General features: G+C 72.9%; 27 protein-coding genes. 6 read left to right on the top strand and 21 right to left on the bottom strand.

Going from position 1 to position 25,728, the window contains the following annotated elements:
• Nucleotides 1–90: 90 nt before the first annotated feature.
• Nucleotides 91–1,338, bottom strand: a complete 1,248-nt coding sequence (locus tag DMA15_RS32285; RefSeq protein ID WP_125516222.1) for an aminotransferase class I/II-fold pyridoxal phosphate-dependent enzyme — start codon at nucleotides 1,336–1,338, stop codon at nucleotides 91–93.
• Between the two features lie 243 nt (nucleotides 1,339–1,581).
• Nucleotides 1,582–2,289 carry a GAF and ANTAR domain-containing protein gene (locus DMA15_RS32280; RefSeq protein WP_125516221.1) on the bottom strand — a complete coding sequence of 236 codons (708 nt, stop codon included), beginning with the start codon at nucleotides 2,287–2,289 and terminating at the stop codon, nucleotides 1,582–1,584.
• Between the two features lie 73 nt (nucleotides 2,290–2,362).
• Between DMA15_RS32280 and DMA15_RS32275 the strand changes: the two genes are divergently transcribed.
• Complete coding sequence (locus DMA15_RS32275) at nucleotides 2,363–3,493, top strand: PAS domain-containing protein (protein WP_125516220.1); 1,131 nt, start codon at nucleotides 2,363–2,365, stop codon at nucleotides 3,491–3,493.
• Here the strand turns inward: DMA15_RS32275 and DMA15_RS32270 are convergent.
• Complete coding sequence (locus DMA15_RS32270) at nucleotides 3,474–4,307, bottom strand: RNA polymerase sigma factor SigF (RefSeq protein ID WP_125516219.1); 834 nt, start codon at nucleotides 4,305–4,307, stop codon at nucleotides 3,474–3,476. The two genes, DMA15_RS32275 and DMA15_RS32270, sit on opposite strands and share 20 nt — an antisense overlap.
• A gap of 258 nt (nucleotides 4,308–4,565) precedes the next feature.
• Here DMA15_RS32270 and DMA15_RS32265 point away from each other — a divergent pair, with 258 nt between their 5' ends.
• A complete protein-coding gene (locus tag DMA15_RS32265) occupies nucleotides 4,566–6,401 on the top strand; it encodes a thiamine pyrophosphate-requiring protein (RefSeq protein WP_125516218.1) in 1,836 nt (611 codons plus the stop codon).
• Nucleotides 6,402–6,464: 63 nt separating this feature from the next.
• Here the strand turns inward: DMA15_RS32265 and DMA15_RS38075 are convergent, their stop codons facing one another.
• Nucleotides 6,465–6,599 carry a hypothetical protein gene (locus DMA15_RS38075; RefSeq protein WP_258021033.1) on the bottom strand — a complete coding sequence of 45 codons (135 nt, stop codon included), beginning with the start codon at nucleotides 6,597–6,599 and terminating at the stop codon, nucleotides 6,465–6,467.
• A 164-nt stretch (nucleotides 6,600–6,763) separates the two neighbouring features.
• Here DMA15_RS38075 and DMA15_RS32260 point away from each other — a divergent pair, with 164 nt between their 5' ends.
• Nucleotides 6,764–7,204, top strand: coding sequence for a CBS domain-containing protein (locus tag DMA15_RS32260; RefSeq protein ID WP_125516217.1), 441 nt, complete (start codon nucleotides 6,764–6,766; stop codon nucleotides 7,202–7,204).
• Between the two features lie 92 nt (nucleotides 7,205–7,296).
• On the opposite strand, the gene DMA15_RS32255 is transcribed toward DMA15_RS32260, so the two are convergent.
• The 4 genes from DMA15_RS32255 to DMA15_RS32240 all read right to left on the bottom strand — a co-directional run bounded on the left by DMA15_RS32255 (nucleotide 7,297) and on the right by DMA15_RS32240 (nucleotide 10,969).
• On the bottom strand, nucleotides 7,297–8,307 hold the full coding sequence (locus DMA15_RS32255; protein ID WP_125516216.1) for a Ppx/GppA family phosphatase: 1,011 nt from the start codon (nucleotides 8,305–8,307) through the stop codon (nucleotides 7,297–7,299).
• 79 nt (nucleotides 8,308–8,386) lie between these two features.
• Nucleotides 8,387–8,995, bottom strand: a complete 609-nt coding sequence (locus DMA15_RS32250; RefSeq protein WP_125516215.1) for a TIGR03086 family metal-binding protein — start codon at nucleotides 8,993–8,995, stop codon at nucleotides 8,387–8,389.
• Complete coding sequence (locus DMA15_RS32245; protein ID WP_125516214.1) at nucleotides 8,992–9,225, bottom strand: DUF6158 family protein; 234 nt, start codon at nucleotides 9,223–9,225, stop codon at nucleotides 8,992–8,994. Before DMA15_RS32245 ends, DMA15_RS32250 begins: the two co-directional genes overlap by 4 nt.
• A 115-nt stretch (nucleotides 9,226–9,340) precedes the next feature.
• Nucleotides 9,341–10,969 carry an ATP-binding cassette domain-containing protein gene (locus tag DMA15_RS32240; RefSeq protein ID WP_125516213.1) on the bottom strand — a complete coding sequence of 543 codons (1,629 nt, stop codon included), beginning with the start codon at nucleotides 10,967–10,969 and terminating at the stop codon, nucleotides 9,341–9,343.
• An 88-nt stretch (nucleotides 10,970–11,057) separates the two neighbouring features.
• Here DMA15_RS32240 and DMA15_RS32235 point away from each other — a divergent pair, with 88 nt between their 5' ends.
• The gene (locus DMA15_RS32235) at nucleotides 11,058–12,575 is read left to right on the top strand and encodes a bifunctional phosphatase PAP2/diacylglycerol kinase family protein (protein WP_125516212.1); all 1,518 of its coding nucleotides are present in this window, start codon (nucleotides 11,058–11,060) and stop codon (nucleotides 12,573–12,575) included.
• 93 nt (nucleotides 12,576–12,668) lie between these two features.
• Entirely contained in the window at nucleotides 12,669–13,478 is an 810-nt protein-coding gene (locus DMA15_RS32230; RefSeq protein ID WP_125516211.1) for a methyltransferase domain-containing protein, read from the top strand.
• Nucleotides 13,479–13,512: 34 nt separating this feature from the next.
• Here DMA15_RS32230 and DMA15_RS32225 read toward each other — a convergent pair whose 3' ends face one another.
• The 12 genes from DMA15_RS32225 to ligD all read right to left on the bottom strand — a co-directional run bounded on the left by DMA15_RS32225 (nucleotide 13,513) and on the right by ligD (nucleotide 22,956).
• Nucleotides 13,513–16,431 (bottom strand): hypothetical protein, encoded by a 2,919-nt coding sequence (locus DMA15_RS32225; protein WP_125516210.1) that lies wholly within the window; start codon nucleotides 16,429–16,431, stop codon nucleotides 13,513–13,515.
• Nucleotides 16,432–16,490: 59 nt separating this feature from the next.
• Complete coding sequence (locus DMA15_RS32220; protein WP_240660310.1) at nucleotides 16,491–16,754, bottom strand: gas vesicle protein K; 264 nt, start codon at nucleotides 16,752–16,754, stop codon at nucleotides 16,491–16,493.
• 72 nt (nucleotides 16,755–16,826) lie between these two features.
• Nucleotides 16,827–17,015 (bottom strand): gas vesicle protein, encoded by a 189-nt coding sequence (locus DMA15_RS32215; RefSeq protein ID WP_030789793.1) that lies wholly within the window; start codon nucleotides 17,013–17,015, stop codon nucleotides 16,827–16,829.
• Nucleotides 17,012–17,869, bottom strand: coding sequence for a GvpL/GvpF family gas vesicle protein (locus DMA15_RS32210; RefSeq protein ID WP_240660064.1), 858 nt, complete (start codon nucleotides 17,867–17,869; stop codon nucleotides 17,012–17,014). The genes DMA15_RS32215 and DMA15_RS32210 overlap by 4 nt, the downstream gene beginning before the upstream one ends.
• The gene (locus DMA15_RS32205; RefSeq protein ID WP_125516208.1) at nucleotides 17,853–18,212 is read right to left on the bottom strand and encodes a gas vesicle protein; all 360 of its coding nucleotides are present in this window, start codon (nucleotides 18,210–18,212) and stop codon (nucleotides 17,853–17,855) included. The genes DMA15_RS32210 and DMA15_RS32205 overlap by 17 nt, the downstream gene beginning before the upstream one ends.
• Nucleotides 18,209–19,423: an SRPBCC family protein gene (locus tag DMA15_RS32200; RefSeq protein WP_240660063.1), complete on the bottom strand. Its 1,215-nt coding sequence runs from the start codon at nucleotides 19,421–19,423 to the stop codon at nucleotides 18,209–18,211. Before DMA15_RS32200 ends, DMA15_RS32205 begins: the two co-directional genes overlap by 4 nt.
• On the bottom strand, nucleotides 19,416–20,096 hold the full coding sequence (locus DMA15_RS37745) for a DNA primase (protein WP_240660062.1): 681 nt from the start codon (nucleotides 20,094–20,096) through the stop codon (nucleotides 19,416–19,418). Before DMA15_RS37745 ends, DMA15_RS32200 begins: the two co-directional genes overlap by 8 nt.
• On the bottom strand, nucleotides 20,093–20,338 hold the full coding sequence (locus DMA15_RS32195; protein WP_125516206.1) for a gas vesicle protein GvpG: 246 nt from the start codon (nucleotides 20,336–20,338) through the stop codon (nucleotides 20,093–20,095). The genes DMA15_RS37745 and DMA15_RS32195 overlap by 4 nt, the downstream gene beginning before the upstream one ends.
• 4 nt (nucleotides 20,339–20,342) lie before the next feature.
• Nucleotides 20,343–21,083 (bottom strand): GvpL/GvpF family gas vesicle protein, encoded by a 741-nt coding sequence (locus DMA15_RS32190; RefSeq protein ID WP_125516205.1) that lies wholly within the window; start codon nucleotides 21,081–21,083, stop codon nucleotides 20,343–20,345.
• A complete protein-coding gene (gene gvpJ / locus DMA15_RS32185; RefSeq protein WP_125516204.1) occupies nucleotides 21,080–21,511 on the bottom strand; it encodes a gas vesicle protein GvpJ in 432 nt (143 codons plus the stop codon). Before gvpJ ends, DMA15_RS32190 begins: the two co-directional genes overlap by 4 nt.
• 82 nt (nucleotides 21,512–21,593) lie before the next feature.
• The gene (locus tag DMA15_RS32180) at nucleotides 21,594–21,917 is read right to left on the bottom strand and encodes a gas vesicle protein (RefSeq protein WP_125516203.1); all 324 of its coding nucleotides are present in this window, start codon (nucleotides 21,915–21,917) and stop codon (nucleotides 21,594–21,596) included.
• A gap of 49 nt (nucleotides 21,918–21,966) precedes the next feature.
• Complete coding sequence (gene ligD / locus DMA15_RS32175) at nucleotides 21,967–22,956, bottom strand: non-homologous end-joining DNA ligase (RefSeq protein ID WP_125516202.1); 990 nt, start codon at nucleotides 22,954–22,956, stop codon at nucleotides 21,967–21,969.
• A gap of 354 nt (nucleotides 22,957–23,310) precedes the next feature.
• Here ligD and DMA15_RS32170 point away from each other — a divergent pair, with 354 nt between their 5' ends.
• Nucleotides 23,311–23,775 carry a hypothetical protein gene (locus DMA15_RS32170; RefSeq protein WP_125516201.1) on the top strand — a complete coding sequence of 155 codons (465 nt, stop codon included), beginning with the start codon at nucleotides 23,311–23,313 and terminating at the stop codon, nucleotides 23,773–23,775.
• Nucleotides 23,776–23,878: 103 nt separating this feature from the next.
• On the opposite strand, the gene DMA15_RS32165 is transcribed toward DMA15_RS32170, so the two are convergent.
• Nucleotides 23,879–25,726 (bottom strand): transketolase, encoded by a 1,848-nt coding sequence (locus DMA15_RS32165; RefSeq protein WP_125516200.1) that lies wholly within the window; start codon nucleotides 25,724–25,726, stop codon nucleotides 23,879–23,881.
• Nucleotides 25,727–25,728 lie beyond the last annotated feature (2 nt).

Raw genomic sequence — 25,728 nt, 5'->3', positions numbered from 1 at the left:
GGGGCGATGGGGGCGTCTGCGCCTGCTCCTGCGTCCGCTCCTCCGCCTGCGTCTGCTCCTGCTCCTGCGTCTGCTGCTGCGCCTGTTGGGTCACCGAGGAGGCTCCATTCGCTGTGCTTCTGCGCGCAGATCGTCGAAGGCCGATCCGAACATGCTCAACGCCCGCTCCACGTGCGGCAATTCCAGGGGGTTCGGCGCGTCGAGGGACGCCAGACGCTCCGCGGGGGTCGCGCCGAGGAACGGCCCCGTGGAGAGCCGTACGCGCAGGGCGTCGATGTCGTCGCCGAAGCGGTGGCCGCCGGGTGCGGGCATGCCGAGCCGTTCGCCGAGGAAGTCCTCCAGGTCCTGCGCGTCGCCGACGCCGCGCGCGGCGAGCGCCGGCCGCAGCGGGCCGAGGTCGGCGTAGAAGTGGCGGCCCGCCCGCGGGGGCCGGGCCAGCGCGCCCGCGGCGAGCACGGCGTGCGTCGCCGCGTCGGCCACGCGCGCGTGGAGGCGTACGGCGGCGGTCAGGCGCGCGGTGATCTCGTCCGGTTCGCCCAGCGCGTACGTCGCCGCGGCGGCGGCCGGGGCCGCCGGGCAGGCCCCGAGCGCGGTGAGGACGTCGAGGGCGCGGGCGCGCAGGGCGGCGCCTTCCGCGGTGACGGGGAACCGGGCCACGGCGACGGGCAGGGAGGGGGGCAGGAAGGGTCCGGCGAGGTCGCAGAGGACGGTCACCCGCTCGTGGTCCATCTCGGCGGGGCCGATCAGGACGGTGTCGTGGGGGTGGTGCAGGGTGTCGCGCCACGTCTCGTCGCTGATGACGTGCAGGCCCTCGTCGGCGGCGGCCTCGACGGCCTCGTGCAGCACTTCCGGGGGCGGCACGGTCGCGGTCGGGTCGTCGGCGACGCTGAGCAGGAGCAGCCGGGGCCTGCCGCCTTCGGCGCGGACGCGGCGGACGGTCTCCAGGAGGGCGTACGGGTCCGGGACGCCGCCGCACTCGGCGGGCGTCGGCACGTGGTAGACGCCGTGGCCGAGCAGCCGCGCCTGGGGCGCCCACCAGGCGGGGCAGGGGCGGGGCAGCAGGACGTCGCCGCCAAGGGCCGCGGTGAGGGCGAGCAGCAGGGGCGGGGCGCCGGGGGCGGCGACGGTGTGAGCGCGCTCGGCGGGCAGCCCGCGGCGGGACCAGTAGCCGCTCGCGGCGTCCAGGAGCGCGGGGCCGCCCCCGGGGGGTTCGCCGTGGGAGCGGCCGGCGGCCGAGGCCGCTGCGGCCGCCAGCTCGGGCAGGACGGGAAGGCCCGGCTCGGGCGGGGGCGGGCCGTACCGGACGGGGCCGCGGCCCTCGGAGTCCGTCCGCCTCATTCGTACCTCCGTGCACTCGCGTGATGGTGTCCTGCCCCGTGGGACGGCTGTGTACCCAGGAGAGGCACGGCCGGTGCGCGGAAGTGGGGTGGCCGCGTACCCAGGACACCTGGCCCTACGTGTCCATCACAACGCGCTCCCCTCCCTCCCGCCCGCGCTGGGCCCCGCCCGGGTGAGCCGTTCACGCGCGTCGGCCGGTGCGCGTGCGAAAGGCGCCGACGGGAAGGGCTCGGCGCAAAGGCTTCAGCGGGCCAGGGAGGCCAGTTCCCGCTCCAGGCCGCGCCCCTTCGTCTCGACGAGCGCGGCCGCCACGTCCGCCAGCTTGCGGTTGGTCGTCTGGGAGATCCGCCGCAGCACGGTGAACGCGGCGTCCGCCTCGCAGTTCAGGACGTGCATGATGATCCCGCAGGCCTGGTCCACGACGGGCCGGGTGCGCAGGGCCGTGCCCATCTGGTCGAGTTCGCTCAGCGCGGCGCGGTAGTGCCGGTCGCGCACGAGGCCGGCCGTGGCGAGGTCGCCGAGCGCCCGCGCGGGGCCGTGCCGGGCGTCGTCGAGCGCGTCGGGGCGGAAGCTGAACAGGCTCAGGGTGACCGTGAGCCCCGCGCGCTGGAAGGGCAGCGTGACGCTGGAGCGTACGCCCGAGTCGAGGGCCATCGCGCGGTACTCGGGCCATCGCTCGTCCCGCAGCAGGTCCTTGGAGTCGACCGGTGTCCCTCGCTGCTCGGCGGCGGGGATGGGCCCCTCCCCCGAGCGCAGTTGCACCGACACGAGACCGGCGAGGTCGGGGTGGGTGACGGCCGCGGGGTGCTCGTCGCCGCCGTCGGTGACCGTGGCGCTCGCGCCGCAGCACGCGGGGGTGCACCGTACGGCCTGTTCGGCGAGTTCGGAGAGCCTGCGGCCGGGCAGAGCTGATTCCGGTCGGAGCAGGTCCGGGTCCGGCAAGGGCGCCATGGGGGGCCTCCTCTCCTTCTTCGGCTTCCCCCCGCGTCCTCCGGAAAACGGCATCAGCCGTTAGGTTCAACCCATGTCTCAGACGGAGGAGTTCGGTGAAGACCTCGCGGATTTCGTGCGCCGTGTCGCGGCGTTGAAATCGGCCCGCGCCGTCCCCCGGGACGACCTCGGCACGGTACTGGACGCGGCGATCTTCGAACTCGACCACGTGGCGGCCCAGTTGTGGCCCACGTACGAACGCCTCAGCGCCGACGGGCACTTGAGCGGTGTCGTGCGGGACCGGGACGAGCAGCGATTGCTGCGGGCCATATTCCAGCGGCTGCCGCTGCCGGTGGCGCTGCTCGACAGGGATACCGTGGTCCGCCGGATGAACTCCGCGGGGACCGCCCTGACCGGGGTCCGTACGGGCTTCGCGGCGGGCCGCCCGCTGACGGGGTTCCTGCTCCACGCCGACCGGGTCGCGTTCCGCTCGCAGACCGCCGCCGTGGCCCGCGGCGAGGGCGACCGCAGCCTCGTCGTGCACCTCCAGCAGAGCCCCGCCACCCCGGTCCGGGCGACGCTCACCGCGTTGCGGCCCGGCACCGAGCCGCGTACCGCCGTACTCGTGGTGCTCCAGCCCTCGGTGACCCGCGCGCAGCAGGCGCCGAGCGCCCCGGGGCCCGCGCCCGACCTCGGTGAGGCGACCCGGCACGCGGCCCAGCTCGACCTGGCGGACGCGATGACGACGGCGCTGCTCACGGCGCCCGTGGGGGACGGCGCGGCGGTGCTCGAGCGGGCCGCCGCGGTGCTGCACGGGCGGTTCGCGGACTGGGTGGTCGCCGACCTGGGGGCCGCCCGCCTGAAGCGCGCTGCCGTGCTGGGGCCGCCGGGCGCGCCGGTCGCCGACGTGCTCGCGCAGGAGCCCGCCGCGTGTCCCCTCGTCGTGGAGGCGGCGCGCGGCGGGGCGGCGTCGTTGCAGGTGCGGCCGGAGGACCCGGACGCCTTCGGGCGGGACGCGACCGGCGCGCACGTCCTGGTCCGCGCCGAGGTCACGTCGTTGCTGTGCGTGCCGCTGACCACGCGCACGGACGGGCCGGTGGAGGGCGTCCTCACGCTCTTCCGGTGCGGCGCGCGGCTCGCCTTCTCGATGGCCGAGGCGCGCGCGGTCGACGTCCTGTCCCGGCACATGGCGCTCGCGATGCGGCCTACGCGGCGTCCCGCATGACCTGGTCGCGCAGCCGGTCGCAGCAGCGGCTGATCAGCCGCGAGACGTGCATCTGCGAGATACCCATCTCGTCGGCGATGCGGCTCTGCGTCATGTCGCCGAAGAACCGCATGTAGAGGATGGTCCGTTCCCGCTCGGGCAGTTGCGCGATGCGGGGCTTGACGGCCTCGCGGTCCACGACGACGTCGAGCGCGGGGTCGGGGCCGCCCAGGGCGTCGCTGAGGGAGTAGCCGTCCTCGCTGCCCGGGAGTTCGGCGTCCAGGGAGAGCGCGGTGAAGCTTTCCAGGGCCTCCAGGCCGGTCTTCGCGTCCTCCTCGCTCATGTGCGCGTGCTCGGCGATCTCGGCGGTGGTGGGGGCGCGCCCGGAGACGGTCTGGGAGAGGTCCTGGCGGGCGAACCGCACGCGGTTGCGCAGGTCCTGGACGCGGCGGGGCACGTGCAGGGTCCACATGTGGTCGCGGAAGTGCCGCTTGATCTCGCCGGTGACGGTCGGCACGGCGTAGCTCTCGAAGGCGGTGCCGCGCCGCGGGTCGTAGCGGTCGACGGCTTTGACCAGGCCGAGGGCGGCGACCTGGCGCAGGTCGTCGAGGGACTCGCCGCGGTTGCGGAACCGGCCCGCGAGGCGCTGGGCCATGGGCAGCCAGGCCTGTACGACCTCCTGGCGCAGGGCGTCCCGTTCGGGGCCCTCATCGAGTTCGACGAGGCGTTCGAAGGCCGCGGTGGTGTCCGGGGCGTCGTCGTGCGAGTGGCGCTTGCTCCTGGCCGGTGCGGCCGTGCTCCTGGGCGGTACTGCCGTGCTCGTGTGGGAACGCATGATGCGTCGCAACTCCCTCGGATGTGCCTGGGGGTGGACGGTCACCGTGGGAGTGCGCAGGCGTGGGGCCACGCCGGGAACACACCCGGGGCGAGCGATGCGGCTCCCACGGACGTGCCTCCGGTCCGAAGCACTGTTTCTTCGCCTGCCCCGCGTGTGGGAGGCCAAACGCCCCCGATCCCGCCGTAGGTTTCCTCCGGGTAGCCCCGGACACCCGGAGGTGACCGCCGTTTCCCGATCCGCCCGGAGGGTTCCGCCATGAGTGTCAAGGTCGCCGACCACATCCTGGAGAGGCTGCGCGCCTGGGGGGTCGAGCAGGTCTTCGGCTATCCGGGCGACGGCATCAACGGCCTGCTCGCCGCGTGGGGCAGGGCCGAGGACCAGCCGCGGTTCGTGCAGTCGCGGCACGAAGAGATGTCGGCGTTCGAGGCCGTCGGCTACGCCAAGTTCGGCAAGCGCCTCGGCGTGTGCGTGGCGACGTCGGGGCCGGGCGCCATCCATCTGCTCAACGGCCTGTACGACGCGAAGCTCGACCACGTGCCGGTCCTCGCGATCGTCGGGCAGACGGACCGCAGCGCGATGGGCGGCTCGTACCAGCAGGAGGTCGATCTGCACACGCTCTTCAAGGACGTGGCGTCCGAGTTCGTGGAGACCGTGACGGTGCCCGAGCAGCTGCCGAACGTCATCGACCGGGCGATCCGCACCGCGTACGCGCGCCGCTGCCCGACCGCCGTGATCATCCCCGGCGATGTGCAGGAACTCGACTACACACCGCCCCCGCACGCGTTCAAGATGGTCCCCTCCAGCCTGGACCGCAGCGGCTGGACCGCGCTGCCCTCGCCGACCGCCCTGGAGCGGGCCGCGGAGGTGCTCAACGCCGGCGACAAGGCGGCGATCCTGATCGGCCAGGGCGCGGCGGGCGCGCGCGCCGAGGTGGAGGAGATCGCGGAACTGCTCGGCGCGGGCGTCGCGAAGGCGCTGCTCGGCAAGGACGCGCTGAGCGACGAACTCCCCTATGTGACCGGTTCGATCGGCCTGCTCGGCACCCGGCCTTCGTACGAGCTGATGCGCGACTGCGACACGCTTTTGACGATCGGGTCGAGCTTCCCCTACGCGCAGTTCCTGCCGGAGTTCGGTTCGGCGCGGGGCGTGCAGATCGACATCGATCCGCACATGGTCGGGATGCGCTATCCGTACGAGGTGAATCTCGTCGGCGACGCGCGGGCGACGCTGCGCGAGCTGATCCCGCTGATCGACAAGGACCGGCGTGCGGTCAGCCGCGACTGGCAGGAGGAGATCTGCGCCAACGTGACGCGCTGGAAGGACGTGATGCGGCGCAGGGCCGAGCAGTCCGCGGATCCCGTCAACCCGGAGTACGTGGCGCACGTCCTGGACCCGCTGCTGCCGGAGAACGCGCTCCTCACGTGCGACTCGGGCTCGGTCGCGAACTGGTACGCGCGTCACCTGACGATGCGGGGCGACATGCGTGCCTCGCTCTCCGGAACGCTCGCCACGATGGGGAGCGGTGTGCCGTACGCGATCGGGGCGAAGTTCGCGCATCCGAACCGGCCCGTCATCGCTCTGGTGGGGGACGGCGCGATGCAGATGAACGGCATGGCGGAGCTGATCACGGCCGCCAAGTACCGCCACCGCTGGGACGATCCGCGGCTGATCGTCGCCGTCTGGAACAACCAGGACCTGAACCAGGTCACGTGGGAGATGCGGGCCATGGGCGGCGCGCCCTCCTTCCTGCCGTCGCAGTCGCTGCCCGATGTGCCGTACGCGGAGTTCGCGCGGTCCATCGGTCTGACCGGGATCCGGGTGGAGCGTCCCGAGGAGGTCGAGGCTGCCTGGCGGACCGCTCTCGCGGCGGAGGAGCCGGTGGTCATCGACTTCCGCACCGACCCCGCGGTGCCGCCGATCCCGCCGCACGCGACGTGGGACGAGATGGAGTCGACGGCGGAGGCGGTCCTCAAGGGCGACGCGGACCGCTCGTCGATGCTGAAGCAGGGCCTGAAGGCGAAGATGCAGGAGTTCCTGCCGGGCGCGGGCAGGAAGGGTGAGGACAAGCAGGGCCGTGGCCGCCGCGGTTAGGGCCGCCTCGGGACGGTGCCGCCCCGGCCGTGTGACGGGCCCGGGCGGCCGCGTTCCGCCGCTTCACGCGGCGCGGTGCCGTACGCCGTCGGCCGCGTCCGGGTGCCGCGCGGGCGGCAGCAGCAGCTCCTCGTACCGGCCGAGTGCCAGGACCACTCCCAGCATGACCAGCGGGATGAATACGGCGAGTACCGCCATGACCTCTGCCCTCCCAGATCGACGTGGGGGGTGGTGCCGGGCGGGTCTCCCCGGCCCGGCGGCGCAAACCTCCCGCGCGGGCGACGCATAGCCCTCCGGCACAGGGGTACTGCGGGCGGGGTCACCCCGAGAGTGTCCGACGAACGCATGCAGGAAGGTCAGCCATGGCTGAATTCGTAAGGGACGTCATGACACCGGGCGTGGTGGCGGTGCGCCCCGACGCTTCTCTCGTCGAGGCGGCGCAGCTCATGCGCGCCCAGGACATCGGGGATGTGCTGGTCGCCTCGGACGGGCAGGTCATCGGTGTGCTCACCGACCGGGACATCGCGTTGCGCGCCGTGGCCGACGGGGCGGATCCGCTGACCGTCAGCGCCGAGGCGGTGTGCACGCCCAACCCCGTGGTGGTGGCGCCCGATGACGCCGTGTCGGACGCGGTCGGTCTGATGCGCGACCACGCGGTCCGCAGGCTGCCCGTCGTGGAGGACGGGCACCCGGTGGGGATGGTCAGCCTCGGCGATCTGGCGCTCGCCCAGGACCCGTCGTCGGCGCTGGCCGACATCACCCGCGCCGATCCGGACAGCTGGCCGGGGATCCACCAGGCCTGAACCGCGGCCCTCGGGCCCTGGGCAGCGGCCCCCGCCCGCCCTCCAGCGGTGCGCGGGCCGGTGTCAGCGGGGCCGAGGTCGGCAACCCGGCGTCAGGGCGAGGTGGCGAGCCGCAGGGGTGCCGAGTCGTCGGGCGAACCGCCACCGGCGGCCAGGCGTTCCTCCTGGGCCCACCACGCGTCGTCGCCGTCCTCGATGTAGCGCAGCAGGATTCCCTCACGCAGCGCCCAGGGGCAGACGGTCACCACTTCGAGCCCGGTCAGCTTCATGGCCGTATGGGCCACCACGGCACCGGCGAGGCACTGTCCGGCGCGCGCGGCCGAGATCCCCGGCAGCTGCGCCCGCCGGTCGGCGGGCAGCTGCGCGAGTTCCTTGAGCGCCCTGCCCAGTTCGACGCGGCCCAACTCCCGCTGGACGAACGGGCCATGGCGTCCCGGGGCGGCGCCGCACAACCGGGCGAGCTGCTGGAACGTACGCGAGGTGACGACGGCCGTGTGCGGCATCTCCCAGCGGATCCGGGCGGCCACGTCCCGCAGCTGGTGGCGCACTTGGCGGCGCACCGCCTTGATGTCCCGCGCGCGCGGCGGGTCCTGGCCGTCGAAGAACTCGCGCGTGAGGCGGCCCGCGCCCAGCGGCAGCGAGGCCGCGTAGTCGGGCAGCCGGCTGCGGCCGAAGGCCACCTCGAACGTGCCGCCGCCGATGTCGAAGAGGACGAGCGGCCCGGCGCGCCAGCCCATCCACCTGCGGGCGGCGAGGAACGTCAGCTCCGCCTCGGCCTCACCGGTGAGGGTGCGCAGCCGGAGCCCCGTCCCCGCCTCCACGGCGTCGAGCACCTCGCCGCGGTTGGGCGCGTCGCGCACGATGGACGTGGCGAAGGCGAACGGCTCCGCCACGCCCCACCGGCGCGCCTGCGCCCGTACGTCGCGTACCGCCTCGACCAGCTTGTCGACCGGTTCCTCACCGAGCCGTCCGTCCCGGTCCACGTCCTGGGCGAGCCGCAGCCGCCGCTTCACCGTGTGGACGGGCAGCGGCACCTGCCCGTCGGCATCCGCGACGACGAGCCGCACCGTGTTCGACCCCACGTCCACCACGCCAACCCTCATGGCAGATCGAATACCCCATGCCGGGCGAAAGGAATCGGCCGCGGTCGGCCGGTGCCCTCCGCCCGCACGCGCACCGCCCTCACACCCGGCGCCCGACCAGACACAGCAGCTTGGTCTGCGCGTCGGCGCCGGGCGGCGGCTCCACCGGCGGGTCGAACAGGCCGCTCTTCTCCAGCTCCGCCGCGTACGGCGAGATCTCTCGTACGGAGAAGTCGACGAGGCCTCTGGGCAGCGTCTCCTCGGCGCCGATCGCGCGGGACAGGTCCCAGGCGTGCACCACCAGGTCGGTGGTCATCTGGGCGCAGTAGAAGATCGCCGGGGTGTCGCCGAAGGAGAGGTGGACCGAGCGTTCCAGGGCGCCCGGTTCACGGAACGCGGCCCGGGAGGCGGTGGCCGCGGTGTCCCAGGAGGCGACCGGGTCGGGGCCGAGCATGTCGCCGTCGAAGCCGTCGCCGACGTCGGCGACGGTCGCCCCGTCGCGGAGCAGGGGCGGCACCCACAGCTGCTCGGACGTGAGGTGGTTGACCAGGTCGCGCACGCTCCAGTCGGTGCAGGGGGTGGGCGCGTCCCACTGGTCGGCGCGGATGGCGTGCACCCGGTCGGTGAAGAGTGCGAGCGCCTCGCCGTGCCGGTCGAGGACGTGCGGGGTGGTGGTGCCGTCGTTCCGCGTGGTGTCGTTCTCCGTCATGACGGTGTGTTCCCCCTCTCCCGCGCCCCGGAGCGGGTGCGCCCGGGCGCCACTGACCTGCGCGGGTGGCGGCGCAGGTACTCGGCCTCCAGCTCCGCCATCCGGTCGTCATGGGCCCGCAGGGCGTCGTCCGAGCCGTGCAGCAGGGTGGTGTGCCGGGTCCGGTGGATGGTCTCCAGCTCCTTGATGAGCTGCTGGTCGTCCAGCTGACCCGGGTCGACTCCGTCCATGGATCGCTCCGATCGCTTCGTCGCGTGGCTCCCTGCCCCCCGGGTACCCGCTCGGCGCGTACTACCCCAGGATGCACCGGGCCGGGTGCGGGCGCGCGGCGCGCGAGGCCACCGGCTACCGCTCGCGCTCCACCCTGCGCTCGTCCCACACCGGCTCGGAGGTCTCGCGGACCCGGCCGTCGCTGCCGAAGACCAGGTAGCGGTCGAAGGAGCGGGCGAACCAGCGGTCGTGCGTGACGGCGAGGACCGTGCCCTGGAAGGCTTCGAGGCCTTCCTGGAGGGCCTCGGCCGACTCCAGGTCGAGGTTGTCGGTGGGCTCGTCGAGGAGCAGGGCCGTGCAGCCCTCCAGCTCAAGAAGGAGGATCTGGAAGCGGGCCTGCTGGCCGCCGGAGAGCCGCTCGAACTTCTGCTCGGCCTGGCCGGTCAGCTCGTACCGCCGCAGCCGGGACATGGCCGCGCCGCGGTCCTGGGCGTGCTCGCGCCACAGGATGTCCAGGAGCGTGCGGCCGAACAGCTCGGGGTGGGCGTGGGTCTGCGCGAAGTGGCCTGGCACCACGCGCGCGCCGAGCTTCCAGGTGCCGGTGTGCGCCACGGGGTTGTCGGTGTCGCCCGCGAGCAGGCGCAGGAAGTGCGACTTGCCCGAGCCGTTCGAGCCGAGGACCGCGACCCGCTCGCCGTAGAAGACCTCCAGGTCGAAGGGGTGCATCAGGCCGGTCAGCTCCAGGCCCTCGCAGGTCACGGCGCGTACGCCGGTGCGGCCGCCGTGCAGGCGCATGGTGATGTCCTGCTCGCGGGGCGGCTCGGGCGGCGGGCCCGCCTCCTCGAACTTGCGGAGCCTGGTCTGTGCCGCGTGGTAGCGCGAGGCCATCTCATGGCTGACGTCGGCGGCCTGGCGCAGCGTGCGCACCAGCTTCTTCAGCTGCTCGTGCTTCTCGTCCCAGCGGCGGCGCAACTCCTCGAAGCGTGCGAAGCGCTCCTTGCGGGCCTCGTGGAAGGTGGCGAAACCGCCGCCGTGCACCCAGGCGTCGGCGCCCCCGGGGCTCTGCTCGACGCTGACGATCTTCTCGGCGGCGCGGGCCAGCAGCTCCCGGTCGTGGGAGACGAACAGGACGGTCTTGCGGGTCGCCCGCAGCTGCTCCTCCAGCCAGCGCTTGCCGGGGACGTCGAGGTAGTTGTCCGGCTCGTCGAGGAGCAGGACCTCGTCGGTGCCGCGTAGCAGGGCCTCCAGGACGAGGCGCTTCTGCTCGCCGCCCGAGAGCGTGCGGACCTCGCGGAACTGGGCCTTGTCGTAGGGGACGCCGAGCGCGGCGGTGGTGCAGATGTCCCACAGCGTCTCGGCCTCGTACCCCTGGACCTCGGCCCAGTCGGAGAGGGCCTGGGCATAGCTCATCTGGGCGGCCTCGTCGTCGACCGTCATGATCGCGTGCTCGGCGGCGTCCACGGCCCTCGCGGCCTCCCGCAGCCGCGGGTGGGCGACGGAGACGAGCAGGTCGCGCACGGTGCTCTCGTCGCGTACGGAGCCGACGAACTGCGGCATCACGCCGAGGCCGCCGCTGACGTTGACGCTGCCGCCGTGCGGCTGGAGCTCGCCGGAGATCAGCCGCAGCAGCGTCGTCTTGCCCGCGCCGTTGGCCCCGACCAGGGCGACGACGGCGCCCTCCCCGACCCGGAAGGAGACGTCACCGAGCAGCGCCCGCCCGTCCGGCAAGTAGTACTCGAGGTGCGCGGCTTCCAGATGTCCCATGGGCGGGATTCTCCGTGTCCGGACGCCGTCGCGGCAAACCGGTTTCCCCGGCGGTAGTGGCCGCGACCGCTGCGGGTACCCGCAGCGTATGACCACAGATGTCTCCCCCACCCGTCAGGACAGTGCGCGGACCCGGCTGCTCGCCCTCGACCACCGCGTCTTCGACGCCGTCGCCTCCCGGCACTGGCCGGGCGCGGACCGCCTCCTGCCCCGGCTGAGCCGCGGCGCCAACCACGGGCTTCTGTGGTTCGGCGCGGCCGCGGCGATCGCGGCGACCGGCACGCCGAGGGCCCGCCGGGCCGCCGTGCGCGGGGTCGCCTCGCTCGCGCTGGCCTCCGCGACCATCAACACGCTCGGCAAGCGCTCGGTGCGCCGCGCCAGGCCGCTGCTCGACACGGTGCCGCTGATCCGGCAGCTGAAGCGGCAGCCCATCACCACGTCGTTCCCCTCGGGCCACTCCGCTTCCGCGGCGGCCTTCGCCACCGGGGTGGCGCTGGAGTCGCGGGCCTGGGGCGCCGGGGTCGCGCCGGTGGCGGGCGCGGTGGCGCTCTCCCGCGTCTACACCGGCGTGCACTTTCCGAGCGATGTCCTCGCGGGTGCGGCTCTGGGGGCGGGCGCGGCCTTCGCGGTGCGCGGCCTCGCGCCGACCCGCGGTCAGCTGCCCGTCCCGGGCAGGCCGCGTGCCGACGCCCCCGCGCTGCCCGGCGGCGAGGGGCTGATCCTGGCCGTCGAGTCCGGCGGGCGCGCCGGTGAACGTGCCGGTGAGCGTGTGAAGGCCCTGCGGGCGGCCCTGCCCCTCGCGGAGGTCATCACCTGCGCACCGGCCGACCTGGCCGCCGAGCTGGAGAAGGCGGCGGGCCGGGCGCGGGCGCTCGGGGTGTGCGGCGGCGACGGCTGCGTGAACGCCGCGGCCGGTGTCGCCCTGCGGCACGGGCTGCCGCTCGCGGTGCTGCCCGGCGGCCCGCCGGCCCACTTCGCGTACGACATCGGCGTGGAGGACGCGCGCGACCTGTGCCGTGCCGTGGAGGCGGGCGGGGCGGTGGCGGTCGACGTGGGCCGCTTCAGCACGCCGGAGGAGGTCGCCGGGGAGGACCGGACCGAGGGGATCTTCCTCAACACCTTCAGCCTCGGTGTTCACCCGGAGACGGTCCGCCGCAGCGACCGCTGGGCGCGCCGTCTGGGCGACCGGCCCGCCGCGGCCCTCGCCGCCCTGCGGACGCTGCGCTCGGAGCCCGCGCCGATGAGCGCCGAGTTCCGGGGGCGCAGGCGGCCGGTGTGGCTGCTCTTCGCGGGCAACGGCTCGTACCACCGGTTCGGTCTGGCGCCGGGCCGCCGGCTCGATCTGGCGGACGGGCTGCTGGACGTACGCATCGTGCACGGCGGCCGGAAGCCGGGCGTGCGGCTGCTCGCCGCCGCGCTCGCCGGTTCCGCGGTCCGCACGCCCGTCCAGGCGGCGGTGCGGCTGCGCAGTCTGCGGGTGGACGACACCGGTCCGGGCACGGTGGCGGCGTACGACGGTGAAGTCACCGAGGTCCGGGGCGCGTTGACGCTCGACAAGCTCCCGGAGGCGCTGACCGTCTACCGTCCGCTCCCCCTCATCGGCTGACCACATGCTGATACCAGGGTCTCATTATTCGGCATGACGGCGTAACTTCGGCGTACCGCAGCAAGCGCGCAGCGAACCCGGAGGAGTTCCGCCATGCCGAAAGAGACCGCCGTCTACACGCACGGGCACCACGAGTCCGTGCTGCGTTCCCACACCTGGCGCACCGCCGCCAACTCGGCCGCGTACCTCGTCGGTTCGCTGAAGCCGCACATGAAGGTCCTCGACATCGGCTGCGGCCCGGGCACGATCACCGCCGACCTGGCGGAGCTGGTCCCGGACGGCCATGTGACGGGCGTCGACCACGCGCCGGGCATCCTCGGCACGGCGCGTGCCACCGCCGCCGAACGCGGCCTGGGCAACGTGGAGTTCGCCGTCGCCGACGTGCACGACCTCGACTTCCCCGACGACACCTTCTGCGTCGTCCACGCCCATCAGGTGCTCCAGCACGTGGGCGATCCGGTGCGGGCGCTGAGCGAGATGCGGCGGGTCTGCAAGCCGGGCGGCATCATCGCGGCCCGCGACGCGGACTACTCGGCGATGACCTGGTATCCGCACGCGCCCGTCCTGGACGAGTGGCTCGACCTCTATCTGCGGGTGGCCCGCGCCAACGGCGGCGAGCCCGACGCGGGGCGCCGACTCAAGTCCTGGGCCCTGGAGGCCGGTCTCACGGACGTGAGCGCGAGCGCCGGCACGTGGTGCTACTCCTCCGACGAGGAGCGCGCCTGGTGGAGCGGGCTGTGGGCGGACCGCACGGTCGCCTCCTCCTACGCCGAGCGGGCGGTCTCTGGCGGGCACGCGGACGCGGAGCGGCTGCGGGCCATCGCGGACGCGTGGCGGGCGTGGGGCGGCGAGGAGGACGGGTGGTTCGTGGTGCTGCACGGCGAGATCCTCTGCCGCAAGTAGCGGCAGTACGTCCCGCCGCGGGCCCGGCGGGCGCTCAGCGGCGCCCGCCGCCTCCGCCTCCGCCCGTGCCGGAACCGCCGGTCGTGGAGCCGACACAGCCGGAGCAGGGGCCGGTGCCCTGGCGCAGGTACCGGTGCTGGTTCGCCAGATCGACCGCGGGCCTCAGCGAGGTCTCCTCGGCGGGGACGCCGATGCCGAACCGGCCGTAGAAGATGAGCAGGCCCGCGTCGGCGCGTGCGACTGCCGCGTGGGTGCGTTCGTAGGCCACCGCCGTCAGGTGGCGGACGTCGATGCGCAGGAGGCGGCCGCCGTCGGGCGGGGGCTGGTCTCCGTCGGGCGGGGGCTGGTCGCCATCGGGCGGGGGTCGGTCCCCGTCGGGCGAGGGGCGGCCGATGCCTTCGCCCCACCGGTGGAAGATCTTCTTCACCGGTCCGTCCTCCACCAGCCCGCCGAGATACTCCTTGACGAGTTGTACGGCCTGGTTGTCGCCGAGGTCGAGGGCGTCGAAGGTGCGGGTGATCGCCAGGGAGGAGAGCTCCGCGAACCGGTCGGCCTGCTGCTCCCGCTCCGCGGTGCGCCGTTGGGTCTCGTCGAGCTGATCGAGCCGCCCGTCGAGGTCGTCGGCGTCCGGGGCCGGGGCCGGGTCGGGTGGTGGGGCCGGGTCCTCGTCGGGTTGCGGTGCGGGGTCCTGGCCGGGTGGTGGAGCCGGGTCGTCGACACCGAGTGTGGCGGCCTGGTAGCGGCCGACCTGCCGGGCGATGTCCAGCGCCGCCGGGTTCACGGGCTCCCCGGGTGGCGAGGGGGCGGCCCGGTGCACGGCGAGAATCACGTCTCTCAGGCGGGCGGCGGACCGGGGGTGCGCCGTGACCTGCTGATGGATCTCCTTGTACGCGGCCGTGGCGCCCTCGGCGTACTGCCGTCGCTGGACTTCGAGCGCGTACCTCTCGGCCACCGGCCTCTTCCACGCGCCCTCGGAGACGGGGACCAGGGCGACGAGGAACAGCAGGGCGACCATGATGCCGACGTTGATCCCCGACAGGGACCGCCGTGCGAAGTTGGCGGTCATGCCGAGCGGCAGCCGGGACTCGCTGAAGCGCGCCGGGCGCAAGCGCCCCCTGGCCCGCGCGACGCGGTCCGGCCAGCGCAGGACCGCGTAACTGCCGAGCGCGAGCACGGTGTAGACCGCCAACCAGTACAGCCAGTGCACCTCGGTCAGCCCTTGGATCCTCTCCACCGCGCCGCGCACCACGTCGACTTGGGGCGGGGTGAACGACAGCACGTTGGCCAGCCAGACCATGAACACGCTCAGCACCAGGCCGAGTTGCACGGACAGGACGATGTCGGCCGCCGCCTGCACCGTCGGCCGCGTCGAGTCCTTCAGCTTCCGCCAGCCGCGGCAGGAGAGCCAGAGGGCGAGCGGGAAGAAGAATCCGGCGGCCGGCGCGAGGGTCAGTACGTCGCCGGAGACGAGCTGCTCGACGGCGAGGTAGGCGAGGCACACACCGGGGAGGTCCGGCAGGTGCCGCACGATCAGGCGTTCGGACACACCGCACCGCTTCACGGCGAGCAGCAGCGTCCAGCCGCCGAAGAACAGCAGCACCACCAGCGGGACGAGACGAGAGGGGAACGCGCGGAACACGACGAGGAGCAGGGCCACCGGCGGGACGACCGCGCAGAGCGCGAGGACGGCCGCGGCGACGTACCGGCGGTGCCGGAACCAGCGGATCACGGGCTCGACGATCAGCCCGCCCACTATTTCCGGCGTGGCCATGACGGCTGCCGCGAGGCCGACGCCCGCGACCGCCCCGATGATTCCGCCGAGGGCGGCCCTGACGGCGGCGAGGAGCGCGGATCCCGGCCCGTCGATCTCGTGCCCGGTGCCCAGGTTCCAGGCCGCCCAGGCGCCCACCCCGAAGGTGACGTACAGGGCGAGGAGTTCCGGCACCTCGATCAGCGGCTCCCGGTCATCGCCTGCGGCCGGTGCGGGGTCGGGCGGGGCGGGGTCGGACGGGGCGGGATCGGACAAGGCGGGGTCGGGCGGCGTCGGGGGCTCTGGAGTGGGTGCGGCCGGGGTGGCCGCGGCCCGCGAGCCGCGCGCGTGCAGCCGACGGGCGATGTCGAGGAAGATCTCCAGATTGGGTATCCGGTACCTGGGCCGCACGAAATACGTCGGGAAGTCGCTGCCGCGCGAGGTGATCACGAGATCGCCCTCAGCCGTGAGGGAGAGCGTGACGACGTCCGCCCAGGCGGTGAAGTCGTCCCGGCCGCGCCTGCGCCGTACGGTCAGGCCCTCCCGGCTCAACACGAGGTCCCCGAACGGCACTTCACCCCCGCCCCGCACCGTTTCGGCGGCCGCGGCCAGCTGCGCGTCCCGGATCCGCTGCCGGATCGCCGGGCCCCACTCCTCCTCCTGAGGGAGCTGGGCGCCCCTGATCACCGTCCGGGTGCGCAGGCCCCTGATCCTCTCCCCGCCGAGTGCGACGCCGCGGCGCGCCGCCCCGAGCGTGACGACCGTCCCCTCGGGGCCGCACAGCTTGTAGCGGTTCGCGCTGTCCGTGTAGAGGGCGACCGTCCGCCAGAGGTAGACCGCTTCCGTACCGTCGGCCGCGATCGCGACGAGACCCTCGTCGTAGAGGCGGAACTCCACTCTCGTGTGCCGCCGACGCCACCACACCCGGACGGCGAACGGACACAGGAGCGCGAACCCGCCGACCACGGCGGGCGTAAGGCCGCCCGCCCAGTCGAAGATCGCGCCGATGAGAACCGTCGCGAGGCAGGCCAGGGCCGCTACGGGGGTCAGGGCCAGCAGGAGCAGCGCGTACGCGGAGGGCGTCGCGCGCCGGGGGCGGTAGGTCCGGCGGTGCCGCCCCAGCTCCGGGCGCGCCCCGCCGTCCTCCGCGTCGTCGGCCGCGCCGTCCTCCGCGTCGGCTACCGTGCCCGTCAGCTCATCCATCTCAGGGAGTGTCTCGCACAACCCCTCTTGCGGGTAAGCCGGTTGAGGTCAGTCGGCCGCTACTCCCTCGGCAGCAGAGGGCCCAGCGGGCCGAGGTCCAGGTTCAGGTCCTCGGCCCGCAGCCCGTACCGGTCACGCAGCTCGGCCATCCGGTCCTCCAGGAGCATCAGCGTCAGCCCGATCCGCTCCTCCTGGTCCTCGGTCAGGTCGCCGGTGTCGAAACGGCGCACCGCCTGGCGCTCCATGAGCTGCCGGAGCAGCTCGATGATGGTCAGGACCAGCTTCACCAGGTCCCGCTCCACGGTGTCCGGGTCGAGGTCCATGCGCTTGCGGTCGCCGCGGCCCTTGTCCGCCGCGAGGTCACTGGGCTCAGCGGGTTCACTGGGCTCCATGGGTCACTCCAATTCCGGCCACGGTGAGGGCACTTGCTCGTTCACCGAGCTGATCAGGGCGTTCAGGTCGATGCGTACGAGGTCGACATCCGCGATCCGCAGCGTGATGTCCCCCTTGATGACGACCCCGCCCGCGAGAAGGCGGTCGAGCAGGTCGACCAGGGCTATTTCGCGGCGCTCCACGACTGTCATCGCGAGCGCTCCGTCTGGTCGGCGCCGGTGCCGGTGTCGGTGCCGTCGGCCCTCGTGCCCTCGGTGCCCGGGTCGTCGGCGGTGAAGGAGTAGGCCGCCCAGGGGCCCGTCAGCTCCACCCGCAGGCCGGACGACTCCTGCCCCTCGTCCTTGGTGCCGTCGACGAGTTCGACGAACTCCTCCGAGTGCGCGCGGGGCACCAGGTAGGCGGCGTTGAGGATGTTCCGCCCGGGCGCCTTGGAGAGGGACGAGTTCTGCGGGGCGTGCAGCCGGGAGTCGTCGGAGCGCCGCGACAGCTTCTCGTGCAGGGCCTGGGCGAAAACCTCGGCCCGCTGCCAGCTCTCGTCCTGGGCCGTCTGTCGGCTGCGTCGCTGGCGCAGATAGTCGCGTCCCGAACGCGGCTTGTCCTGCGTCGGCGCCTCGGCGGGCCGCTCCCGCGACTCCTCGCTCTCCAGATGGACCTTGACGCCCCACTCCACGCACCCGTCGATCCGGTCGAGGACCCGGCGGAAGCGGTCCGCGCCCTCCTCCAGCATGGCGCGCACACCGCTGTCGTCCCGGAAGACGGTGGCGAGCCGCAGCGGCAGCGGGCAGGTGACGCTGGTGAGCGCGGAGATCACCCGCTGGTGCGCGCGGGCCGTGTCGGAGAGCCAGTCCAGGTCCTCCAGATGCCTGCGCAGCGGCTCCTCCGCGAAGTCCCGCTCCGGCACCGGGCCCACGAGGGCGATGAGGCCCTCGTGGGCGAGCTGCCGGGGCGGCACGCCGCCGACCCCGGTCAGGTCGGCGGCGAGCGGTGCGTCCAGCGGACGGCAGACCGCGTAGACGTAACGCAGTTCCTCACTTGCGAGGCTCACGTGACTCCTTCTCGGCGGGTTCCAGGACCCCCTGGGACTCCAGTTCCTCCAGCCGCCGCCTCAGCTCGGCGTTCTCCTGGGAGAGCTCCTTGTGGCGCGCTCCGGACGAGAGCGCCGGGTCCTGTTCCCACCAGTCGATACCCATCTCCTTGGCCTTGTCCACCGACGCGACGATCAGGCGCAGTTTGATGGTGAGCAGTTCGATGTCGAGCAGGTTGATCTTGATGTCGCCGGCGATGACGATGCCCTTGTCCAGGACGCGTTCGAGGATGTCCGCGAGGTTGGCCCCTCCACTGCTGTTGCCGTAGGGGCCGGGCAGACCGCCGCTCGGGGAGCCCGTCATCGGCTGCCCCGGCCGCCGTCGGCCGACTCGGCGTACTCGCGCCGCTTCTCCTCGTCGGCGTCGGCCTCTTCATCGACCTCGTCGACGTCGTCATCGTCCTCGGCGGCGACCTCGTCGTCAGCCTCGGCCTCGGCCTCGTCGTCAACCTCGTCTTCGGCCTCGGCGTCTTCGTCGAGGTCGTCGTACTCGTCCTCGGGCTCGCCCTCGGTCTCCTCGTCGACCTCTTCCTCGGGCTCGTCCTCGTCCTCGTACTCCGCCGCCGGCTCGTCCTCGCGGGCGTCTTCCTCCTCGTCGTACTCGTCCTCGGGCTCGTCCTGCTCCTCGTACTCGTCCTCCAGGCGCTCGTCCTCGGCGTGCTCGTCCTCGGAGCGCTCGTCCTCCTCCTCGGCCACGGCGTCCTCGTGGCTGCGGACGACCTCGCCGTCGCGGATCTCGCCGCGCCAGCCGTCGCTCGCCTCGCCGCGCAGCGTGATGTGCCGGGCGAAGTTCTTGAGGTCCAGGCGTGCCCTGCGGCCCTGGGCGCGCCAGATGTTGCCGGTCTTCTCGAAGAGGCCCTTCGGGTAGTACTCGATGACCAGCAGGACCCGGGTGAGGTTCTCCGCGAGCGGGTGGAAGGTGACGGCGCCCTTGGCCGCCCCCTTGGCTCCCTCCGACGTCCAGGTGATCCGCTGGTCCGGCACCTGCTCGGTGGTGTGCGCCTTCCAACTGCGCTTGGACCAGAAGACCTTGAGCTTCCAGTCGGTGTCCGTGTCGCTCGCGGCGGTGGCGTCCTGGACACCCTTCGCGAAAGTGGAGAACTCCTGGTACTGGGTCCACTGGTCGTACGCCTCGCGGACCGGGACGCCGACGTCGACGTACTCCAGGATGACCGTGGGCTTCTGGCCCGCGCCGCCCTTCTTGCGCTTGCCGCCGCCGATGCCCTTGACAGCATCGGTGACCTTGTCCTTGAGGTGGCCTCCGCCCAGTTCCAGCGCGCTGCGCACCGGGCCCTTGCCCTCGGCGACCTTCTTGCCCGCGTTCAGCGCGAGCTTGCCGAAGCCGGGGCTCTTGCCGTCCGCGATGTCGTTCAGCTTCACGGTGGCGTCGCCGAGGCGGTGGCCCACGCCTACGAGCATGCGCTCGACCTGCGCCATGAGGTAGGCCTGCGCCTCTTCCTTCAGACGGTCGGCGGCGGGGCTTCGCGTGATGTTGCTCAGCGGTGACTCAGCCACGGTCGCCTCCCTTCGCCCGGCCGCCCGTGCGGGCCGCCGATGCCGTCTTGCGGGCGGTGCCGCGCGCCGCGGAAGCCGACTTCTTCTGGGCGGTCTTGCGGGCGGTGCTCTTCTTCGCCGCGGTCTTCTTCGCGGCCGTCTTGGGCTCGGACTCCGTGTCCGTCTTCCCCTCCGACCGGGAGCCGGACCGGGACTGCGACCTGGAGCCGGACTTCGGGGCGGACGGCCTCTTGGCCGCCGCCTTCTTGCGCCGCCCGGCCGGCTGGTCCTCGTCCTCGGAGTCGGCGCTCTTGGCGTCCTCGGCCTCCACCGCCTCCTCGTCATCCCTGTCGGCGCCCTTGACCTCGTCCGGCACCACGCCGGAGATGCGGTCCTGGACGTCGAGGGTGCGGTCGTGCAGGCGGTCGGCGAGGCCTTCGAGCTGCCGGTTGAGGAGCGAGCCGGTAGCGGCCTTGCCCACGCCCCGCAGATCCTCGCGCAGCTGGTCGCCTATCTCCTTGAACTGCGGGTTGTTCTCCAGCTGCTGGGTCACGAGCGACCCCAGCGCCTTCGGGCTCAGGTTCAGCTTCTTGCCCGCGACCATCGTGCCGACGGCGAACGCGAACTTCGCCTTCTTCGTGCGGCCGAGCACGTATCCCGCGCCCACGGCAAGGCCCATTGCCAGTCGGTTCATTGTCTGAAGTCCTGTCCTGTGCTGTGCTGCAGCCGGTCGAGGAGTTCGTCCTCGGCCCGCTCGAACTCGTCCTCGTCGATCTCGCCCGCCTCCAGGCGCTCCTCGAGGCGGGCGAGCTCACGACGGATGGCCGAGGGGTCGTAGTACTGCCGCTCCGCCTCGTCGACCACTTGGTTCAGCACCCAGAGGGAGCCACGGGCCGGGGCCAGTGGCAGCAGGAGCAGTTCGCCGATCAGTCCCATCCCGTCACGCCGCCGGTTCGGCGGGTCCCGGGTCGACGAAGCTGTACGGGGGCAGCGGACCGTGCACCTTGAGTTCCAGGTGCGGCTGGGTGGTGCGCAGTTCCTCCACCGCGGCGACGAAGCCCTCGGCGGACTTGCGGCTCACCAGGAACGAGATGTTGGCGAGCCAGCCGGTGCCCTCGGGCCCCTCGGCGACCGATTCGGCCGTCGGTTCCAGCGCGCGCCGCACCTCGACGGCGTCGCTCGCCTCCCGGGCCCGCACCGCGGAGGTGACCGCCTCACCGAGCTGCAGCTTCTGCTCGTGGCTGCCGCCGCCCTGGCGCTGGTTGGCCTCCACCATGGCGCGCAGCTCCGGGTTCTCCGCGAGGACCTGGTGCAGCACGGCCTGTTCGTTGTGGGAGGCCTTCACGTTGTACTCGACCTTGCCGTCGAGGGTGCGCAGGCGTTCCGTGTAGTGGTCGGCGCGCTCCCCCAGTACGGATACGACGGTCTCGTCGTCCGGGGCGAGACTGCCGAAGCGCATCGGCAGCACGGAGCCCGCGGCGCCCGCCTCCGACAGCACGTTCTGGTGCGCGAGCAGGTCGCGCCGCTTGGGCTTGAGGTCCTCGGGGGCATCGCTGACGATCGCGGCGAGTTCACCCTGCTTCAGGATGCGCACGGCGCACGCCGGCTTCCCTATGCCCTCCATGCCGTCCGGCAGGGACGGGTGGGAGCTGCTCGCGATGCCGTAGACGTAGGTGGTCACTCCTTCTCCTCCTTCCGGCGGGACGTCGTGGAGCGCCGGGCCCGCGGGCGCTCCTCGCTCTGGCGCTCGCCTTCCTCACGGGACTGCTTGAAGGCGTCCGATATGGTCTCGGCGGCTCCGGAGAGGGCGCCCTTGGACTTGCCCTTGGCGCCGGACTCGGTGATCTCGCCCAAGAGGTCGGGCACGCCGGGGTCCTTCTTCTGTCCGGTCTCCAGGTCTAGGCGGTTGCACGCCTCGGCGAACCGCAGATAGGTGTCGACGCTCGCGACGACGACACGGACGTCGACCTTCAGGATCTCGATACCGACGAGTGAGACGCGGATGAAGGCGTCGATGACGAGTCCTCGGTCGAGGATGAGTTCCACGACGTCGTACAGGCCACTGGTGCCGCCTCCGCCGCCGGACTGTTGTGCCGGGACTACGGTCATGCCGACTGAGCCTCCTTGCTTTGGCTGCCTTGTCTGTCTTGCTTCCCTTGCTTGCTGTGGAGCGTGGTTCTTCTGTGCGGCTCTACTTGTTGTGCGGGTCCGAACGTCCGCGTTCGTAGCGGCGCATCCGCCGGTATCCGGTCAGCTCGCCCTGGGGGTCGAGCCGGACCTCGTAGCTCGCCAGCAGGCTCATCGTGTCGGGGACACGGGCCAGCTCGAGCACCTCGATCTCCAGCAGCCATCCCTCCTCGGTGCGTTCGAAGGACGACACCGCTTCGGCTGTCATGCCGGTCAGCTCGGCGAGCTGGGTCTGCGCGGCCCGCAGGACCGCCATGGGGCCCGGCTGCTCCTTCTGCTCGGTGTCCGTTGTCTTGGAGTCTGTGGTCTTACGTGACGTATTGGCCATGTCCACCTCCCGATACGTGTGTCCCGGTGTCCCTTGGCCAAACCTCGCCTCAGCCGCGCAGGGCGCGCAGCTTGCGGCGGGCCGGTCCAAGGGCGCGTCCGTTGCGCAGGACGCCGGCCCATGGGTCGGTGCGGGCCTGTTCGACGGCGTCCTCGATGGTCCAGCGGCGGGCGTGCACCGCGGGGTCGTCCAGCTGTTCCCAGGCAAGCGGGACGGCCACCGGGGCGCCGGGCGCGGCCCGCACGGAGAAGGGGGCCACCGCTGTCTGCGCGTACCCGTTGCGCTGCACGTCGAGGTAGAGCCGGTCGCCGCGGGCCTCCTTGCGGGCGGCTGTGGTGAACCTCTCGGGATGCGCCGCGGCGAGCGTGTCGGCGACGTCCTTGGCGAAGTCGCGCACGTCGTCGAAGTCGTGGTTGCCGTTGAGGGGCACGACGACGTGCAGTCCGCGTGAGCCGGTCGTCATCAGGGCGGACGGCAGGCTCATGTGGTCGAGGAGTTCACCGAGGAGCCGGGCCGCGTCCCGTACGGCGCCGAAGTCGTCCTTCGCCGGGTCGAGGTCGAAGACCAGCCGGTCGGGTCGGTCGGTTCTGCCGGTGCGGGAGAGCCAGCGGTGCAGGGTCAGGCACGCCTGGTCGGCGAGGAAGAGCAGGGTCGCCGTGTCGTCGCACACGGTGTGCGTGACGGTGCCGTCCTGCTTGGCGACCTCGGCGCGGGTGATCCAGTCCGGGTAGTGGTCCGGGGTGTCCTTCTGCATGAAGCGGGGGCCGTCGAGGCCGTCCGGGTGGCGCTCCAGCATGAGGGGGCGGCCGCGCAGGTGGGGCAGCATGAAGGGGGCGACGGACCGGTAGTAGTCGAAGAGGTCCGCTTTCGTGTAGGCCTTGGCTTCCGCATGGCCCTCGGCTTTCGTATGCGCCTCGGCCGCGCCTTCGCTCCGCTCCTTGCCGCTGCCGTCGCCGTCACCGGCCGGGAAGAGGACCTTCTCCGGCCGGTGCAGTTCCACGGTGCGGCGGCCCGCCCGCACCGTCCGTACGTCGCTCATCGGCGTTTCCTTCCGCTCGGTTCCCTCGGGGTCGGACGGACCCCTCGGGTACCCGTGGACCGCCCCGCTAGTCGCCGTAGCCGCCCGGGCACGGTGGTGTTCACCCTGGTCGGGAGGGGTGGCTGGCACCACCCGAAAGGCGGGGGACGGCGGGCGTGTCCAGCGGCGATCCGGCCGGGAGGATCGAGGCACCGGTCGACCACCGGCCGTTCCGCATCCGCGACGCTCCCCCATCCATGAATCTGAGCGAGGCCTGCCATGACGCACGACTGCGACGTACGTTCCGATTCACATCCCACGCCGTCCCGCCCCCGTCCGCACCCTCGCTCCCGGCGTCCGGCGCCGCTGCCCCGCATGCTCACGGGGGCGGACGGCCCGTCGGCCCCCGCCCCCGTCAGGGCGGCCTTCGCGCTCTGGCTCACCGCGGTCGCCGCGGGCGTCTTCGAGACGGTGCTCGCGGTGATCGGGGCGGTGGCCGACGGCGAGGCGTCCCTCGGCGGCCTCGCGGGTGGCCTGGCCCTACGCGTGGCGGTGTACTCGGCGGCCGTCCTGGTCGCGGTGCGGATGCGGCGCGGCGGGAACGGGGCGCGGCTGACCCTGGCGGTGGTACTCGGCGTCTTCGGGACGCTGTCCCTGGTGATCGAGCCCGCGCGCTGGCTCGCCGCCGGTCACTCGCTCGGGGACGCGCTCCGTGACCTGAACGCCGTGGACGTCCTCTTCGGCGCGAGCCGTGTGCTGCATCTGGCGGCGGTGCTGACGGCGGTGGTCCTGATGTTCCGCCCCGCGGCGAACGCCTGGTTCAAGACGGCGAGACGGTGACCCCTCGCGTCTGCGCCGGGGCGGCGCCCGGTAGGACCTCGGCCGAGGGAGCTGAGCCCCCGGGCGCCGGTGGCGCGGGGCCGGCGTCACGCGTCCCGCGAGGTCACCGCACCACCGCCTCCTCCACCAGCAGCCGCGCCGCCGCCGCGATCGACTGGGCGTCGATGCCCGCCGCGCGCAGTTGCTCCTCGGGGGACGCCGAGCCCGGCATCGTACGTACCGCGAGCCGGACCAGGCGCGGCACCGGGCCGCCGTCGGTGAACGCGTCGAGTACCGCGTCGCCGAGGCCGCCCTCCTCTCGGTGGTCCTCGACGGTGACCAGGCACCCGGTCTGCGTGGCCGCCTCGCGCAGGGTGTGGCGGTCGACGGGCTTGACGGAGTACAGGTCGATCACGCGCACCGGAATGCCCTCGCCCGCCAGCAACTCCGCGGCGGACAGCGCCTCGTGGACGGTCACCCCGGCGGCGACGAGGGTCAGCCGGTCGGCGTCGGAGGAGCGCAGGACCTTGGAGCCGCCGATGGGGAACTCCTCGCCCGGCCCGTAGATGACGGGCGAGGCGCCGCGTGACGTACGCAGATAGCGCACGCCGTCGAGTTCGGCCATCTGGGCGATGAGCCGCCCGGTCTGGTGGGCGTCGCACGGGTACAGGACCGTCGATCCGTGCACCGCGCGGAACATCGCGAGGTCTTCGAGGCCCATCTGGGAGGGGCCGTCCTCGCCGATCGCGACGCCCGCGTGGGAGCCGACGAGGTTGATGCCCGCGCCGCTGATCGCCGCCATCCGTACGAAGTCGTGGGCGCGGGTGAGGAACGCCGCGAACGTCGACGCGTACGGCACCCAGCCGCGCGCGGCCATGCCGACGGCGGAGGCGACGAGTTGCTGCTCGGCGATGTAGCACTCGAAGTAGCGGTCGGGGTGTTCCTTGGCGAAGTACTCCGTGCGGGTCGAGTCGCCGACCTCGCCGTCGAGGGCGACCACGTCGCCGCGCGCCGTGCCGAGCGCGGCGAGCGCCTGGCCGTAGGCGTCACGGGTGGCGACGTCCTCGCCGACCTCGTGGCGCGGCAGTTCGAGATGCCCGGCGCGCTCCGCGTGCAGGGTGCGCGCCGCGGCCGGCTTGCGCACCTCGACGCGTACGTCGCGTACGCCGCCCAGCTCCTCGATGGCCGACTCCGCGTCCGGCAGCGGCTTGCCGTGCAGGCCCTCGCGGTTCTCGACGGAGGCGACGCCCTTGCCCTTGAGGGTGCGGGCGAGGACGACGGTGGGCTGCCCGGCGGTGGAGGCCGCCTCCTGGAATGCGCGGTCGATGGCGTCGGTGTCGTGCCCGTCGGTCTCGACGACGTGCCAGTCGAACGCCCGGAAGCGGTCGGCGTAGGCCTTCAGGTTCCACTCGTGGCGGGTGGGGCCGCGCTGGCCGAGGCGGTTGACGTCGACGACCACGGTGAGGTTGTCGAGATGCTCGTACCCGGCGTGCTCGGCGGCCTCCCAGACGGAGCCCTCGGCCAGCTCGCTGTCGCCGCAGAGCACCCAGACGCGGTAGGGGATGCGTTCGAGCCGCTTGCCCGAGAGGGCCATGCCGACGCCGACGGGCAGGCCCTGCCCGAGCGAACCGGTGGCGACCTCCACCCACGGCAGGGCGCGGGGCGTCGGGTGGCCCTGGAGGCGGCTGCCCTCCTTGCGGAAGGTCAGCAGTTCGTCGTCGGTGAGCGCGCCCGCCGCCTTGTACGTCGCGTAGAGCAGCGGTGAGGCGTGGCCCTTGGAGAGGATGAAGCGGTCGTTGCCCGGATGGTCGGGGCGGTCGAAGTCGTAGTGCAGATGGCGGGCCATGAGCACCGCCATCAGATCGGCGGCGGACATCGACGAGGTGGGGTGCCCGGAGCCGGCGGCGGCCGCGGCGCGGACCGAGTCGACGCGCAGCTGCTGGGCGAGGGTGGCGAGGTCATTGCTGGTCATCG

The organism is Streptomyces sp. WAC 01529, assembly GCF_003945545.1.
Taxonomy (GTDB): domain Bacteria; phylum Actinomycetota; class Actinomycetes; order Streptomycetales; family Streptomycetaceae; genus Streptomyces; species Streptomyces anatolicus.
This window is presented reverse-complemented; position numbering and strand designations above follow the sequence as displayed.

What these genes read in the sequence shown, in the direction of transcription:
- DMA15_RS32230 (WP_125516211.1), top strand. Translation starts at nt 12,669, where the DNA reads ATGCCGAAAGAGACCGCCGTCTACACGCACGGGCACCACGAGTCCGTG.
- DMA15_RS32245 (WP_125516214.1), bottom strand. Translation starts at nt 9,225, where the DNA reads ATGGACGGAGTCGACCCGGGTCAGCTGGACGACCAGCAGCTCATCAAG.
- DMA15_RS32195 (WP_125516206.1), bottom strand. Translation starts at nt 20,338, where the DNA reads ATGGGACTGATCGGCGAACTGCTCCTGCTGCCACTGGCCCCGGCCCGT.
- DMA15_RS32280 (WP_125516221.1), bottom strand. Translation starts at nt 2,289, where the DNA reads ATGGCGCCCTTGCCGGACCCGGACCTGCTCCGACCGGAATCAGCTCTG.
- DMA15_RS32220 (WP_240660310.1), bottom strand. Translation starts at nt 16,754, where the DNA reads ATGGACCTCGACCCGGACACCGTGGAGCGGGACCTGGTGAAGCTGGTC.
- gvpJ (WP_125516204.1), bottom strand. Translation starts at nt 21,511, where the DNA reads ATGACCGTAGTCCCGGCACAACAGTCCGGCGGCGGAGGCGGCACCAGT.
- ligD (WP_125516202.1), bottom strand. Translation starts at nt 22,956, where the DNA reads ATGAGCGACGTACGGACGGTGCGGGCGGGCCGCCGCACCGTGGAACTG.
- DMA15_RS32285 (WP_125516222.1), bottom strand. Translation starts at nt 1,338, where the DNA reads ATGAGGCGGACGGACTCCGAGGGCCGCGGCCCCGTCCGGTACGGCCCG.
- DMA15_RS37745 (WP_240660062.1), bottom strand. Translation starts at nt 20,096, where the DNA reads ATGAACCGACTGGCAATGGGCCTTGCCGTGGGCGCGGGATACGTGCTC.
- DMA15_RS32205 (WP_125516208.1), bottom strand. Translation starts at nt 18,212, where the DNA reads ATGACGGGCTCCCCGAGCGGCGGTCTGCCCGGCCCCTACGGCAACAGC.
- DMA15_RS32225 (WP_125516210.1), bottom strand. Translation starts at nt 16,431, where the DNA reads ATGGATGAGCTGACGGGCACGGTAGCCGACGCGGAGGACGGCGCGGCC.
- DMA15_RS32265 (WP_125516218.1), top strand. Translation starts at nt 4,566, where the DNA reads ATGAGTGTCAAGGTCGCCGACCACATCCTGGAGAGGCTGCGCGCCTGG.
- DMA15_RS32170 (WP_125516201.1), top strand. Translation starts at nt 23,311, where the DNA reads ATGCTCACGGGGGCGGACGGCCCGTCGGCCCCCGCCCCCGTCAGGGCG.
- DMA15_RS32255 (WP_125516216.1), bottom strand. Translation starts at nt 8,307, where the DNA reads ATGAGGGTTGGCGTGGTGGACGTGGGGTCGAACACGGTGCGGCTCGTC.
- DMA15_RS32215 (WP_030789793.1), bottom strand. Translation starts at nt 17,015, where the DNA reads ATGACAGTCGTGGAGCGCCGCGAAATAGCCCTGGTCGACCTGCTCGAC.
- DMA15_RS32165 (WP_125516200.1), bottom strand. Translation starts at nt 25,726, where the DNA reads ATGACCAGCAATGACCTCGCCACCCTCGCCCAGCAGCTGCGCGTCGAC.
- DMA15_RS32240 (WP_125516213.1), bottom strand. Translation starts at nt 10,969, where the DNA reads ATGGGACATCTGGAAGCCGCGCACCTCGAGTACTACTTGCCGGACGGG.
- DMA15_RS38075 (WP_258021033.1), bottom strand. Translation starts at nt 6,599, where the DNA reads ATGGCGGTACTCGCCGTATTCATCCCGCTGGTCATGCTGGGAGTGGTC.
- DMA15_RS32180 (WP_125516203.1), bottom strand. Translation starts at nt 21,917, where the DNA reads ATGGCCAATACGTCACGTAAGACCACAGACTCCAAGACAACGGACACC.
- DMA15_RS32270 (WP_125516219.1), bottom strand. Translation starts at nt 4,307, where the DNA reads ATGCGTTCCCACACGAGCACGGCAGTACCGCCCAGGAGCACGGCCGCA.
- DMA15_RS32275 (WP_125516220.1), top strand. Translation starts at nt 2,363, where the DNA reads ATGTCTCAGACGGAGGAGTTCGGTGAAGACCTCGCGGATTTCGTGCGC.
- DMA15_RS32235 (WP_125516212.1), top strand. Translation starts at nt 11,058, where the DNA reads ATGACCACAGATGTCTCCCCCACCCGTCAGGACAGTGCGCGGACCCGG.
- DMA15_RS32250 (WP_125516215.1), bottom strand. Translation starts at nt 8,995, where the DNA reads ATGACGGAGAACGACACCACGCGGAACGACGGCACCACCACCCCGCAC.
- DMA15_RS32260 (WP_125516217.1), top strand. Translation starts at nt 6,764, where the DNA reads ATGGCTGAATTCGTAAGGGACGTCATGACACCGGGCGTGGTGGCGGTG.